Annotated in this window: 9 protein-coding genes; 4 read left to right on the top strand and 5 right to left on the bottom strand. The window is 39.5% G+C overall.

The annotated features are described in order from the left end of the window. The first annotated feature begins 43 nt into the window (after positions 1 to 43). From OQZ33_RS20910 to OQZ33_RS20895, 4 genes are read left to right on the top strand one after another with little or no spacing between them, the layout of a single operon-like run. Positions 44 to 2029, top strand: a complete 1986-nt coding sequence (locus tag OQZ33_RS20910) for an alpha-L-arabinofuranosidase C-terminal domain-containing protein (RefSeq protein ID WP_265801361.1) — start codon at positions 44 to 46, stop codon at positions 2027 to 2029. Positions 2030 to 2040: 11 nt separating this feature from the next. Then, positions 2041 to 3582: an alpha-N-arabinofuranosidase gene (locus OQZ33_RS20905; RefSeq protein ID WP_265801360.1), complete on the top strand. Its 1542-nt coding sequence runs from the start codon at positions 2041 to 2043 to the stop codon at positions 3580 to 3582. Between the two features lie 12 nt (positions 3583 to 3594). Next, on the top strand, positions 3595 to 4530 hold the full coding sequence (locus tag OQZ33_RS20900) for a glycoside hydrolase family 43 protein (protein ID WP_265801358.1): 936 nt from the start codon (positions 3595 to 3597) through the stop codon (positions 4528 to 4530). A 1-nt stretch (position 4531) separates the two neighbouring features. Then, positions 4532 to 5503 carry a glycoside hydrolase family 43 protein gene (locus OQZ33_RS20895; RefSeq protein WP_265801357.1) on the top strand — a complete coding sequence of 324 codons (972 nt, stop codon included), beginning with the start codon at positions 4532 to 4534 and terminating at the stop codon, positions 5501 to 5503. A 168-nt stretch (positions 5504 to 5671) separates the two neighbouring features. On the opposite strand, the gene OQZ33_RS20890 is transcribed toward OQZ33_RS20895, so the two are convergent. The 5 genes from OQZ33_RS20890 to OQZ33_RS20870 all read right to left on the bottom strand — a co-directional run bounded on the left by OQZ33_RS20890 (position 5672) and on the right by OQZ33_RS20870 (position 14598). Next, the gene (locus tag OQZ33_RS20890) at positions 5672 to 8017 is read right to left on the bottom strand and encodes a glycoside hydrolase family 127 protein (protein WP_265801356.1); all 2346 of its coding nucleotides are present in this window, start codon (positions 8015 to 8017) and stop codon (positions 5672 to 5674) included. Between the two features lie 9 nt (positions 8018 to 8026). Then, positions 8027 to 9352, bottom strand: coding sequence for a rhamnogalacturonan acetylesterase (locus OQZ33_RS20885; protein ID WP_265801355.1), 1326 nt, complete (start codon positions 9350 to 9352; stop codon positions 8027 to 8029). Between the two features lie 14 nt (positions 9353 to 9366). Beyond that, complete coding sequence (locus OQZ33_RS20880; RefSeq protein WP_265801354.1) at positions 9367 to 10734, bottom strand: glycoside hydrolase family 28 protein; 1368 nt, start codon at positions 10732 to 10734, stop codon at positions 9367 to 9369. Between the two features lie 154 nt (positions 10735 to 10888). Beyond that, the gene (locus tag OQZ33_RS20875) at positions 10889 to 13321 is read right to left on the bottom strand and encodes a DUF4982 domain-containing protein (RefSeq protein WP_265801353.1); all 2433 of its coding nucleotides are present in this window, start codon (positions 13319 to 13321) and stop codon (positions 10889 to 10891) included. Between the two features lie 233 nt (positions 13322 to 13554). Continuing rightward, positions 13555 to 14598: an NAD(P)-dependent alcohol dehydrogenase gene (locus OQZ33_RS20870; RefSeq protein ID WP_265801352.1), complete on the bottom strand. Its 1044-nt coding sequence runs from the start codon at positions 14596 to 14598 to the stop codon at positions 13555 to 13557. Between the last annotated feature and the right edge of the window lie 131 nt (positions 14599 to 14729).

Raw genomic sequence — 14729 nt, 5'->3', positions numbered from 1 at the left:
AAAAACTTTACATTTACAATTAGTACTGACCAAATATTATACAATGAAAATTATTGCACCTGTAAAGAGCGTTTTAATTACATGCTTAACAGCATTTTTTGCTATTCCGTTAAATGCACAACAGTCAAAAATCGTCAAAGTTAAGTTAGATCAACCCATCGCGAAAGTTCAGCCCAATATGTGGGGTGTATTTTTCGAGGATATTAATTTTGGTGCCGATGGCGGAATTTACGCGGAACTAATTAAAAACAGATCTTTCGAATTTGCTAAACCTCTAATGGGCTGGTCGATTTACAGGAACAAGCAGAGAGAAGGTGAAGTGTTGGTTGTCAATCGCAAAGAAGCCAATGAAGCGAATCCTCGCTATCTTCAGATTAAAAAATTAACTGATGATTTTGAACTCATTAATGAGGGTTTTAAGGGCATAGGCGTTAAAAAAGGAATGCGATATGATTTCTCAGCGATGTACCGTCAGTTGCAACCTGGCGTGAAAATGGTGTTGATTTTGAAGGATGAAAATAGAAAAATTATTGGTCAAGGTAGTTTCATTCCTGAAGCAACCGGTAGCGACTGGAAAAAGCAATCGGTAAGTTTTTTAGCAACCGAAACCAACCCGAAAGCAAAATTCGGGATTATCTTTCAAGGGAAAGGAAATATCGATTTGGATATGATTTCGCTATTTCCTGGCGATACCTGGAAAAATCGTAAACAAGGGCTTAGGGCTGATATGGTTCAGTTGCTGGCAGATATGAAGCCAGGGTTTATCCGTTTTCCGGGTGGATGCATAGTGGAAGGTACTGATTTAGCGAACCGCTATCAGTGGAAAAATACAATTGGCCCTATTGAAGAGCGGAAACTACTTATTAACCGTTGGAACACCGAATTTGCCCATCGCCCTGCGCCAGATTACTATCAAACTTTTGGATTGGGATTTTTTGAGTATTTCCAGCTGGCTGAAGACATCGGATCGGATGCACTGCCGATTTTAAATTGCGGAATGGCCTGCCAGTTTAATACTGGCGAAGTAGTGGCTTTAGATGAACTACAACCTTATGTTCAGGATGCACTTGATTTAATTGAGTTTGCAAATGGCGATGTGAGTACAATCTGGGGAAAAAAGCGAGCTGAGCTTGGTCATCCAAAACCATTTAACCTTAAAATGATGGGAGTTGGCAATGAAAACTGGGGACCCCAATATTTAGAGCGCCTGGCTATTTTCACAAAGGCTATCAAGACAAAATATCCCGATTTTAAATTGATTAATAGCTCCGGAACTGATCCGGATGGCGATCGTTTTAATTTACTCAATACCTCACTGCGTGAAAATAAAGCCGATTTTATAGATGAGCATTACTATCGCCCGGCAGATTGGTTTTTGAAAAATGCAGGCCGTTACGATAATTACCCAAGAAACGACACCAAAATTTTTGTTGGGGAATATGCCGTTCATGCCGATAAAAATGTAATTGGCAGCAATCGGAATAACTGGGAAAGCGCACTGGCCTCGGCTTCATTAATGACAGGATTAGAACGCAATGCTGATGTAGTTCAAATGGCATCGTACGCACCGCTTTTTGCTCATATTGATGGCTGGCAATGGGCACCAGATATGATTTGGGTCGATAATTTAAATTCGTATGGTACGCCAGACTATTACGTTCAGAAACTATTTTCTACCAACAAAGGCACCGATGTGGTTTCCATCACACTCGACGATAAAACCATCATCGGACAAGATGGTCTTTTTGCATCATCCGTAATCGACAAAACAAAAAAAGAACTGATCATTAAGATTGCAAATAATACCAAAGAAAGCCAAAACGTAATATTCGATCTGGAAGGAAAAACAAAATTGAAAACCAAAGGAACGATTGATGAATTGGCAAGTGAGAACTTAAATCAATTAAATTCTTTCGAAAACCCGGTTGCTGTGAGCCCAAAAACATCTGCTATCAGTATAAAAGACAAAAAGCTGAGTACCTCTCTAAAGCCAAATTCATTCAACGTAATTAAAATCCCATTTAACTAATACGCAAAACCATGAAGAAACTAATGCTCTCCTTCGTAATGCTTTGCATTACCTATTTTGCAAATGCACAAAACGAAACATTATTAACCGTTAAGCCTGCTGGCAATCAAATCGTTAGCAAACATATCTATGGTCATTTTTCCGAACATTTAGGGAGATGTATTTACGATGGATTTTGGGTAGATGAAAATTCCCCTATCCCAAATAAAGGTAGAATAAGATTGGATGTGGTAGCGGCTTTAAAAAAAATCAATGTACCTAATCTACGTTGGCCAGGTGGTTGTTTTGCCGATGAATACCATTGGAGAGATGGTATTGGACCACGAAATGAGCGTCCGAAAATGGTTAACACCAACTGGGGCGGTGTAACTGAAGACAATAGTTTTGGCACACATGAATTTCTGGAGCTCTGCCAAATGCTAAACTGCGAGCCATACATTGCAGGAAATGTGGGTAGTGGAACGGTTGAGGAAATGGCCAAATGGGTAGAATATCTTAATTTCGATGGTGCTAGCCCGATGACGGCAATTAGAAAACAAAACGGAATGGATAAACCCTGGAAAGTTTCATTTTGGGGTGTAGGAAATGAAAGCTGGGGTTGTGGCGGTAACATGACCGCTGATTACTACAGCGATTTATACCGTCGATATGCTACTTATGCCCGTGATTATCCTGGTGCTCCGTTGAAAAGAATTGCCAGTGGTGCTAATGCAGAAGATTACCGTTGGACGGAAACCTGCATGAAAAACATTGGTCCAAATAGAATGTGGGGCTTAACACTCCATTATTATACCATCCCAACAGGGAACTGGGGCGTAAAAGGATCGGCAACAAAATTCGATGAGGCACAATACTTCAATACGATGAAGAATTGTATTCGCATGGAAGAGATTGTGACTAAACATTCGGAAATTATGGACAAGTATGACCCCAAGAAAAAAGTTGCTTTGATTGTTGATGAGTGGGGAATTTGGACTGATGTAGAACCGGGAACCAATCCGGGCTTTCTTTACCAACAGAATAGCTTACGTGATGCGCTAATTGCAGGCATAACCTTAAATATTTTCAATAACCATTCTGACCGGGTGCGAATGGCAAATTTAGCGCAAACCGTAAATGTTTTGCAGGCCATGATTTTGACAGAAAAAGATAAAATGCTGCTTACTCCTACCTATCATGTTTTCGACTTATTTAAAGTACACATGGATGCTAAGTACCTTCCTATAAATTTTACTAGTCCGGATTATGTAATGGGTGATCAAAAAATTCCAGCATTAAATGTTTCTGCTTCGCAGGATTCAACCGGAGCCATTCACGTTTCGCTGGTAAATCTCGATCCGAAAAATAAAATCTCTATCAATACAGATTTAGGTGATTTGGAATGGAAAACAGTAACAGGCCAAATTCTTACTTCGGCGAAACTAACGGATATCAACACTTTTTCTAATCCAAATAAAATACACAACGCAAAATTTAATGGCGCAAAAAAATCAGGAAAAGCATTGAAAGTAGATATCCCCGCCCAATCTGTGGTTGTGCTTGAGCTGAAATAAACCGGCATCAATATGAAGAAGATATATATCCTTTTGGCAGCAGTGATTTTTTGCGCCTCCAACCTCCTTGCACAATCAAATAACGAGGTATATCTCTTTGCCTATTTTAAAAACAATGGTAAAGATGGTCTACACTTAGCCTACAGTAAAAATGCTTACCAATGGACTGCCCTAAAAAATGATTCTTCTTTTTTAAAACCAACAGTAAGTAAAGATCAATTGATGAGAGACCCATGCATTATTCGTGGCGCAGATGGTTTATTTCACATGGTTTGGACAGTAAGCTGGAAAGATAAAGGAATTGGATATGCAAGCTCAAAAGATTTAATTCATTGGAGCGAACAACAATTTTTACCTGTTATGGCTAAACAAGAAGGAACTAGAAATACCTGGGCACCCGAAATTACGTATGACAAAACTACTAAAACCTATATCATTTATTGGGCAAGTACCCTAACAGGGAAATTTAATGAAACAGCTTCGAGCTTAGAAGATGGTTATAATCACAGAATTTATTTTGTAAGCACTAAAGATTTCAAAACCTATTCGGAAACAAAACTTCTTTATGAGCCAGGTTTTAACGTAATCGATGCAACCATTGTGAAGGATAAGGGAAAATTTATCATGTTTTTGAAAGATGAAACCCGCGAACCTGCTCAAAAAAACATCAAAATTGCAACTGCCGACAATTTGACTGGTCCTTACTCAGAAGCAAGCCAAGCCATAACCGGAAAATACTGGGCTGAAGGGCCAACGGCAATCAAAGTAGGCAACGAATGGCTTGTTTATTTTGATAAGTATCGCGATCATCAATATGGCGCCATCTTATCGTCAAATTTAAAAAACTGGACTGATGTTTCGGACAAAATTTTACTACCGAAAGGTTTGAGGCACGGAACCATCCTCACTATAAAACAAAAAGAACTCGAAAAATTATTAAAGCAATAATATGATGTTAACACGATTAGGCCTATCAATAGTAATGCTTTCAGCGATACAATTTGGCATAAAGGCCCAGGAGAAAATTATCGTAGCGAAAGGCAATCCGATAATAACGGATAAATATACGGCAGACCCTGCGGCTTATGTTTACGGCGATTCGGTTTACTTATACACCGGACATGATGTCGCCCCGAAGGGAAAAGAGAATTACGAAATGCATGATTGGTTAGTGTATTCTTCAGCAGATATGATTAATTGGAAGGAACATCCTTCACCGCTAAACGTTAAAAACTTTGCATGGGCAAAAAACGATGCCTGGGCCTCACAAGTAATTGAACGCGATGGGAAGTTTTATTGGTATGTGGCTATTTCTCACGGAACTATACATGGAAAATCTATCGGAGTAGCGGTTTCTGACAGTCCTCGGGGACCTTTTAAAGATGCAATTGGTAAAGCGCTGATCACAAATGATATGACTACTGATGTCAAAATAAGCTGGGATGACATTGATCCATCAGTAATCATTGATGATGATGGACAGGCGTATTTATTTTGGGGCAACCAAAGGTGCTACTATGCCAAGCTTAAAAAGAATATGATCGAATTGGATGGCCCGATAAAGAAAATTGACATCCCCGAATTTACCGAGGCACCGTGGATACATAAACGCAAAAACTGGTACTACCTTTCTTATGCTTCAGGTTTCCCTGAGAAGATTGTTTACGCCATGAGCAAAAATGTAAATGGACCATGGGAATATAAAGGCATTTTGAACGAAATAGCTGGAAATTCGAATACCAATCATCAAGCGATAATCGATTTCAAAGGAAAATCATATTTCATTTACCACAACGGCGCCATTAATACTGACGGTGGAAGTTTCAGAAGATCTGTTTGCATCGATTATTTGAACTATAATAGCGACGGAACGATAAAAAGGATAGTAATGACCAGCGAAGGAGTAAAAAAAGCAAACTAGTCGCCTCGGTTAATGGTGATGATGATTATTTCGCTTTCGCTGAAGGTACTTGAACTATTTTTGCTAAAACTGCTTCTTTTTCTTCCGATCATGCGAAAGAGAAAGAAGCAGATAAATAAACTTCCTTAACTAGTTATTGGTTGCTAAGATTTGCTAACATTCGAAATGTTATCGCATCAATCTTACTTCGTAAATATTAGCAATCCTGGCGCCTTTACTTGCTTCAAATCTTACGGTGATTTCCTTGGTCAATAAAGATTCTGGAATTAAAATATCTTTTGAGAAAAAAGCATTTCCATTACTTCCATCCATTGAGATTTGCGTTACAAGTTTGCCATTAGTAAACACATCGAAAGTTCTATTTTTTTCAGCGCCATACAATAACAGCCTCACTTTACGAGCTTGTAAATCCTTGTTTTTCAGCACATAACTGAACCAGCCAGATCCGTTTCTAAAATGCTGATCATTGAAGGTTCCATTATCCGTTTTCTCTCCTTTAAAATCATGATCAGACTCGGGTTGCTGTTCACCAGTATTTACAATGTCAATCGTTTGCAGCTCTAATGCCTGTTTCTCTTTTTCTGCAAGCTGAATGGCCTTCGCACGTTCGGGCAAACCTTCTATCGTAGCGTAAGGGAAATAAATGACGTATCTTTTTTCCTCTAAATTGTAAAAAGGAACCAGCTTTAAATCTTTGTATTTCGGTTGATAAATCAATGTTGAAGCACTAAATTCCAATGTATTGTTCGGGAAAGGTTTTACCTGATTGGCAAGGGTGCTCCTAGTTCCAGTTACTAAAGGCGCTTCGTTTATCGGCAAAAGCTTGCCTGATGCAATATGTCCCATTCTGCTTCCATCGGCAGTGATATTCGGCTGATCGAGGGTATCTAATGCTGCTGCCAGTACCACCGGGCCATGCACAAAGGAAACCCAGTCCGATCCATCAGGCATAAATTCGGTTGTGGTATGCATTGGTAAGATTACTTTTATCCGATCGCCTGTTGACCATAGTCTGTTAACGCTTACATAACCGGTTTTTAAATCTTTCACTTCAACAGGTTTTCCGTTAACAAAAACCTGCATTTTATTTTTTTCAACCCAGGAAGGATAACGCAAGTTCACAGCGAATTGCTGTTTTTTTGTCAACGAAATTTCAAGAGTGGTAAAATTAGTGTTTGGAAAAGACGTTCTTTGAATAGCCTTTATCCCGCGTTCCTTCCATTCAACTTGCGATGGAATAAACAGGTTCACAAACAAGTTTTTTTCATCATGAGCATAAATCAACTCACCGTATTTACCGTGATTTTCCAATCCTGATCCCACACAACACCAAAAACTTTCCTGAGGATTTGAATAAGTTCGATAATGCCCCGGACGCATGGGGGTAAAATAAACAAATCCGCCTTTGCTACGTTGTGAAGTAAGAATATGGTTATAAAGCGTTCGTTCGTAATAATCTAAATAAGTGTTCGATGGATTGGCAAGAAATAGCTGCTTGGTGAGCTTCAGCATATTGTAAGAATTACATGTTTCCGGTCCTTCCCTCGATTCAAGCATCGAAGAAAAATCGTTTGAAGGATGAAAGTGCTCCCTTACACTATTACCCCCAATGGAAGTAGTTCGGTGGTTTACAACTGTCTTCCAAAAAAAATCTGCAGCTTTTGCCATTGCGGTATCGGCTGCTACCAGTGCAATTTGCTCAAACCCAATCACCTTTGGAATTTGAGTATTGGCATGTAAACCATTTAAAGAATCTTTCTCGTCTTCAAGTGGATTTAAAATAGAGTTATCTGAAAACTGTCTGGCCAATTTAAGATATTTTTTATCTTTAGTAATTGAATATACGTTGGCAAAAACCTCATTCAAGCCTCCATGTTCACTTTTTAATAGAGTTTGAATTTGCTGATCGGTTAAACCCGATACCAAATCAATGCACCAATCGGTAAGCTTAATGAGCATTCTTTTCGCCTCGATGTTTCCAGCAATAGCATAAGCATCGTAAAGGCCCGCGTAAATTTTATGAATGTTGTACAATGGAACCCATCTATCATTTAGCGAGAAACTTGATGATTTTATGTTGCCTGCTTTAATCTGCTCCCAAATTTTCTTTCCGTCAGGCACCCCCGAAAGATAGCCGTTACCATTTTTGGTTTGACATTTCTCCAGCTCATCGATCATATAATCCAGCCGCTGCTTTACTTTTAAATCGCCTGTTGCGGCATACATTAATGAGAGTGCCGAAACGTAATGGCCACCAATGTGCCCATCCAAGCCCGTATTTTCCCAGTTCCCATACGAACTTGATTTTGGTGTTAAGCCAGCCTCTGTAAGGTATGGTGCCAAAAGTTTATCAGCATCAAGCGAAAGCATATATGTTCGGTCGGTTTGCTGAGCGGCTAAAAAAGGACTTTCTAACAAACGAACATCGCTCAACTTAAATGCGGTCAGTTTTTGTTGCGCAACACAAAATACGGTAAAAGTAGAAAAACAAATAAGGGATAGAATGAATTTCATGATCGTGTCTTAATTGCCATCAGGTTTAATTAGGCTACTGTTTGGGCTTTCAGGCCATTTCCAAACCATTGGATCATCAGGTTTTGATGGATCGAAATCAGTAAAATCATTCACAATATATTTTGCAATACCAAGTTGTTGGGTTTTAATTCCCAAAACCACGCACTTTGCAATTTCATAAGCACCGTAAGGATTAAAATGGGTATTATCAGCTAATGGTTTATCTTGGTCAGGATAGCTATTTGCGGGATAATGAACAAAGGCCTTTTTAGATTTTTCCTCGCCCAATGCATCGTATAATTTAGCTGTCATCATATTAAGATCGATCAAAGCAATGTTTTCTTCTTTAGCCACCTTTCTTGCGGCATCTGGAAAATCGCCGAGGGTATTCTGTGTTTTTCCATCTGCTCCGAAAGATCTTCTGCTAGTTGAAGTAACAATTACAGGGATTCCCCCAATTTTCTTGAATTCAGAAACAAAGATTTTCATCCGCTCCGTATAGGATTTATAAGCCCCATCATTGGCGCCTTTTTCCTTTTGATCATTGTGACCAAATTCTATAAACAGGTAATCGCCTGGCTTTGCAATACTCAGAATTTTATTTAACCTTCTGCTACCCTGAAAAGAGCTCAACGTGAGACCAGATTCTGCATGATTGGCAATGGCGACGCCAGGTTTAAAAAACCGCGGAATCATTTGTCCCCAGGATGCCCATGGCTCATTTTCCTGATTTACAACCGTAGAATTGCCAGCCAGAAAAACAGTAATCTGATCTTCAACTTTTGTAAGCTCCAAGCCTGCCAATGCGGTTTGATGGTCAAATTCTAACGTTAATTTATCGTCCCAATCTAGTTTGGTAAGCTCTCGGGGTTTCAACCCTACAATTCTACCATCTTTAATGTTTTTGCTTTTAACATTTACAATGAACGATTTGACCACATATTGGCCTGCTTTAGTTTTAACATCCTCCAGCATCAACCTTCGAGATTCTGCTTTAACCGTAGTTAACGCTGCTTCTTTCGCGTCGCCCAATATTAAAGTTACCTTATAATTGCCCTCTGGCACCTGTACCGAAAAATAGAATGGCTTATCGCTTCGAACCAAATCGGCATTGAGCAGGTTTTTGCCTCCACGGTCGATTCCTTGTACCTCACTATCAAAATCGAAACCATATTTTTTGTTATCCACAAAGCTGGTTTTTGGTAAAATTTTGATGTAGTTTTTTGCTGCCTTGCCTGGCCCAAAGTCAAACTTATAATCAATTGTACTTTGCGCTTTTAATTGGTGGCAGAAAAACACAACGCCGCTAATTAATATTAGTTTTTTAAAATTCATTTGCTTTTTGCTGGTTATTTTTTGCTAGTAAATGCTACCACGTTTTGATGAATATCTTCAGATTCAGTTACCTTTTCTGCCGATACGTTTTTAAGGGAAACATTTTTAACAGGTAAGGTTTTTTCTCCCAATATCCTCGATATAAACTTAACCTCTCTGGCTTTCACATTATCCAAAACAATGTTACTGATTGGCGTAAGCCTCACTTCAACTGTTGGCACAAGGTCTTTCCATTGATATAACACGTTTGTTTCAATTCCGAGGATGCCTAAATCTATTTTGCCGGCATTTATGTTTTTGGCGTAGATATTCCGCACATAGCCGCCCATCCTTTCGTTTGTTTTGATAAATATTAAGTGATTAAGTTTGGCTCCATCGTTCACTTCGCAGTTTTCAACAAGCACATTCTCAATTCCGCCAGAAAGTTCACTGCCAATGGCAACCAACTGATGTCCATTTTTAACCAAGCAATTTCTAATGACGATATTTTTTGAAGGGGTTTTTAGCCGCCAACCTTCTGGGTTCCGACCAGATTTAATAGCAATAGCATCATCACCCTGGTCAAAAACGCAATCTTCGATTAAAACGTTTTCGCTCATCTCTGGGTCTACACCATCGTTATTGTGACCATGGGCATAAACCTTTAGCTTTCTAATGACAACGTTTTTTGATAAGTATGGATGGATTGTCCAAAATGGACTATTGGTAATGGTAATTCCTTCCAACAATACATTTTCACAGCGATTAAATTGTATAAACTGAGGTCGAAGATGAGCGGTATCGTTAACCATTTGCCGGTCCTCTATCGGACTGTATGCCGCAGCTAAATTGTACAAACGCTTTATACTTTCCATGTGTGCCTTTGGGCGTGCAAACCAGGTTTTCCAAATTTCCATTTTGGCCTTAACCTCACCCTCGCCTGTAATGGCTATGTTTTTGCATTGGTAAGCATAAATTAAAGGAGCATAGTTGTAACATTCCATGCCTTCCCAACTGCTGTGTACTGCAGGCAGATAATCGTTTGGATCTTCGGAAAACAAAAGCACAGCACCTCGATTTAAATGCAGATTAACATTGCTTTTTAGTTGAATTTTGCCAGTTAGCCATTGGCCTTCTGGAACCACTACAATACCCCCATTTTCTCGATTAGCCTGATCAATTGCGGCGGCTATCGCTTTAGAATTTTTAATTTTATCGCCAAGCACAGCCCCAAAATCGACAATAGAAAACCGCTTAACACCTGTAAAATCCGGGTACTTTACGGCTGGCATATTAAAAGGTGTTTGTACTTTGATTGCCTTTATCTTAATGGTTTCCGTTTTGCGACTAAAAGAAAGCGCAAAAATTGATAGAAAGCTCAGAAATAAAATTCTTTTACTCATAAATTGAATGGTCGAACCGCAATCGGCACTAGGAAAAACATATTTGGTTAGGCAACTGAAAACTCAATTGCAACCAAATATGCAGAAACAATTTTTATTGACCATCCTGTAGCCACCCGCTAAACTTAATCGAGAAAATACTTCAAGCTCAAGCTTATTTGGTTTTAGAAATAATTTCTGTCTGCGCTGACTTTAAACCACCACCATTTACGTTTAATTTTATTTTGCCTGGAATAACGGTTGACTCTACCAGAACCACCACTTTTCCGCTGAACAATTTCATTGTAGGTTTCTCGAAACTTTCTAAAGATGTGGCATCGCCATTACACACTGCCTTAAATTTCCCATTACCGTTCACTTCAAAATTGAGTTGTTGGGTGGCTGTAGGACATGGATTTCCGTTTTTATCGACCACTGAAACGGTAACGAAAGACAGATCTTTTCCATCGGCGCTAATTATACTTCGGTCTGGAGTAAGTACAATTTTATAAGGTTTAGCCGCAGTTACTATTTTTTCTTCCGCAGCTGGATTGCCCTGTTCATCAAATGCAACAACTTTAAGCGTTCCCGGTTGATATTTGACATCCATCCACATCAATCTGTATCTATTTTGGGGTGATGTTTTGTCTTTCTTACGAACACCGAGGCTTTTGCCATTCAAGAAAAGTTCAGCGCTATCATAGTTGGTGTAAACAAAAACAGGTGTTGTCTCTCCAGTTCTATTTTCCCAATTCCAATGCGGAAGTAAATGCAGTGTTGGTTTAGTTTTGTTCCATCTGCTTCGGTATAAATAGTATCGGTCTTTTGGTAGACCCGCTAGATCGGAAATCCCGAAATAAGAACTCCTTGAAGGCCAGCTGTTGTCGTAAGGGGTAGGTTCGCCCAGATAATCGAACCCAGTCCATACAAACTCCCCTATCACCCAGGGTTTATCATCCTGCATTACAAAATCATCATCTGGAAGATTAGACCAGCTGCAGTATTCCATATCGTAGGATGAAGATTGAAAATCATCATACTGCTTATCTTTGGCCTTAACCACGGGAAATTTATAAACCCCTCGCGAACTTACTGTAGAAGCTGTTTCAGAACCTAAAATAAAACCTTGCGGAAAAGCTTTATTGGCCTCCTCGTAAAGATGCACCCGATAATTTAGCCCTGGGATGTCTAAAAGTGCACCAAAGCCCGATTGCATGGTGGCCTTAACCTGATCCATACCAACCGTTACCGGACGAGTGGGATCTTCACGATGGAAAATTTCCTGTAACCATTTTGCCCTTTTAACACCTTCTGCCCCAAATTGATCTGGCACCTCATTTCCCGAACTCCACATCACAATACTTGGGTGGTTTTTGTTTGCCTGTACAAGATTTACGATATCTTTCTCAGCATCAGTATTGAAATACAAATGATAACCATTTTCTACCTTTGCTTTTGCCCATTCATCAAAACTTTCTGCCAGGAACATAAATCCCATTTCATCGCAAAGCTCCAATTGTTCGGGTGATGGCATATTATGCGAACTCCTGATTGCGTCGCAACCCATATCTTTCAAGATGGTTAGTTGTCTGCGTAAGGCTGCAACATTAATCGCGGCTCCGAGCGGACCTAAATCATGATGTAAACAAACCCCTTTAAATTTTCGCACTTGTCCGTTTAAACTGAAACCCTCATTGGCCTTAAAACTAATGGTTCTGATGCCGAAACGAGTTTTAACGATATCTTTTACCTGGTCACCATCATATACCGTAGAAACAAGCGTGTACAGATATGGGTTTTCAGGGCTCCATAACCTTGGTTCGGAAACGCGAATATTCTGATCTGCCTCCTGTCCAAAAAAAGATTTTGCAGTATCTGCAGCAACCTGTTTACCCGAACTATCCAAAACCTGACTAACCAGACGCGAGTTTGAGCCAGTTAGTTTGGTTTTTACGTTCACCTTGGCGAATCCCTTTTCTACCACCGGTGTAGTGATGGTAATGCCCCATTGATCGATGCTTTTCTCTTCTTTGATAATAAGGTGAACATTGCGATACAACCCTGCACCAGGATACCAACGGGAAGATTTTGGCTTGTTATTAAGGTGAATGGCCAGCACATTATCTTTTGATTTCAGTTCATTGGTAATGTCTATATAAAAATAATTGTAACCATAATTCCATTGCCCCACTTGCTTTCCGTTAAGGTAAACCCTGGGTTCGCTCATTGCACCATCGATTTGCAGCAACACTTTTTGCGTTGAAGTAACGGCTGGAAGAATAAGTTTTTTTCTGTACCACCCTTCGCCAATATAGGGTAATGCACCCGTTCTACCTGTTTTTTCAGTCGGCTTTGTCTCACCGTTCTGCGTGATGGCAGTAACTTGTTTGTCTATTTCCTTATCGAAAGGACCAGAAATGGCCCAATCATGAGGAACGCGAACGCTTTGCCATTTGCTGTCGTCAAAACCTGGTGCAGCTGCATCGGCAAAAGTGCCTTTAGAAAATTTCCAACCATCGTTAAGTGTAATTTGGTTTCTCTGCGCTAAACCTTGAAAATAAACGGATAAAAGAAGCGATAGGATTAAGATTACTTTGGATTTGAACATTGGCTTATTGCCTTTTACCGGCGTGGTTATGGTTAGGATATATAGGTTTGTGAAGAAACGAAAGATTTAACAGAAAGTCAATTAAAATAAGTAAAAATAATGATCAGTTAAAGTGAATCAAACTTTCTGAAAAATAATCAAATAGAATTAGTGCTGACCAAAGTACAGATCTTAGCCATAAAAAAGCCCAGCAAATTGACATTTACTGGGCTATGTGCTTAAATTACTATTTTTTATAGCGTTGCCATATCAATTACAAATCTATAACGAACGTCGCCTTTTTCCATTCGTTCATAAGCAGTCTGAATGTCTTTCATATCGATCATTTCGATATCAGAAACAATGTTGTTTTCCGCACAGAAATCTAACATCTCCTGAGTTTCGGCAATGCCGCCAATCCCAGAACCTGCCAAACTTTTTCTACCACCTAATAAACTAAACGCAGCAATTTCTGCCGGTTTTGGTGGAACACCTACGCAAATATGAACACCGTTAGTTCTAAGTAGCGATAAATACATATTGAAGTCGTGTTCCGCTGAAACGGTATCCAAAATGAAATCGAAAGTTCCAGTAGCCGCTTTAACCTGTTCAGCATCTGTAGTCACTACAAAATGATGAGCACCGAGTTTTTTTGCATCCTCCTCTTTCTTAGGTGAAGTACTTAATACCGTAACGTCAGCACCAAAGGCCACGCCGAATTTAACCGCCATATGGCCCAGTCCACCCAAACCTAATACAGCCAATTTATGGCCTTTGCCCACTTTCCAATGGCGCAGTGGAGAATATGTAGTGATCCCCGCACACAACAGTGGGGCAACAGCGGCAAGATCCAATTTATCAGATACATGCAATACAAATTCTTCTCTTACCACGATTGAATCAGAGTAACCGCCATAAGTTGGAGTTTTCCCGTCTCTTTCCAAGCCATTGTAAGTTTGGGTATTTCCTTCCAGACAATATTGTTCCAGATTTTGCTTACAATTTTCGCAAACCTGACAAGAGTCAACCATACAGCCTGTTCCAGCTAAATCACCTACTTTAAACTTCTTTACGTGGTCTCCAACTTTTATTACTCTACCTACTATCTCGTGACCTGGAACCATAGGAAAAATTCCAGGAAACCAATCATTTTTAATTTGGTGTAAATCTGAATGGCAAACGCCACAGAATAAAATTTCGAATTGAACATCGTGTGGTCCAACTTCTCGGCGTTCGAAATTCCAGGGTGCTAAATCTGTACCTGGGTTTTGTGCCGCGTATCCTTTTGTTGCAATCATTTTCTAAATTTTAGGTAATTATACTTCAACAAAAGTAATGGCAAATTGTTAGTCGCCTATTGCATTATTCAAAGTATTACTTACAAAATTCACACAATAAGTGGATTGATCTCAAATCCCTCCAATAAATA

Source organism: Pedobacter sp. MC2016-05 (genome assembly GCF_026239735.1).
Lineage (GTDB): Bacteria > Bacteroidota > Bacteroidia > Sphingobacteriales > Sphingobacteriaceae > Pedobacter.
The sequence above is the reverse complement of the archived record's forward strand: the minus strand, read 5'-3'. Positions and strand labels throughout refer to the sequence as shown.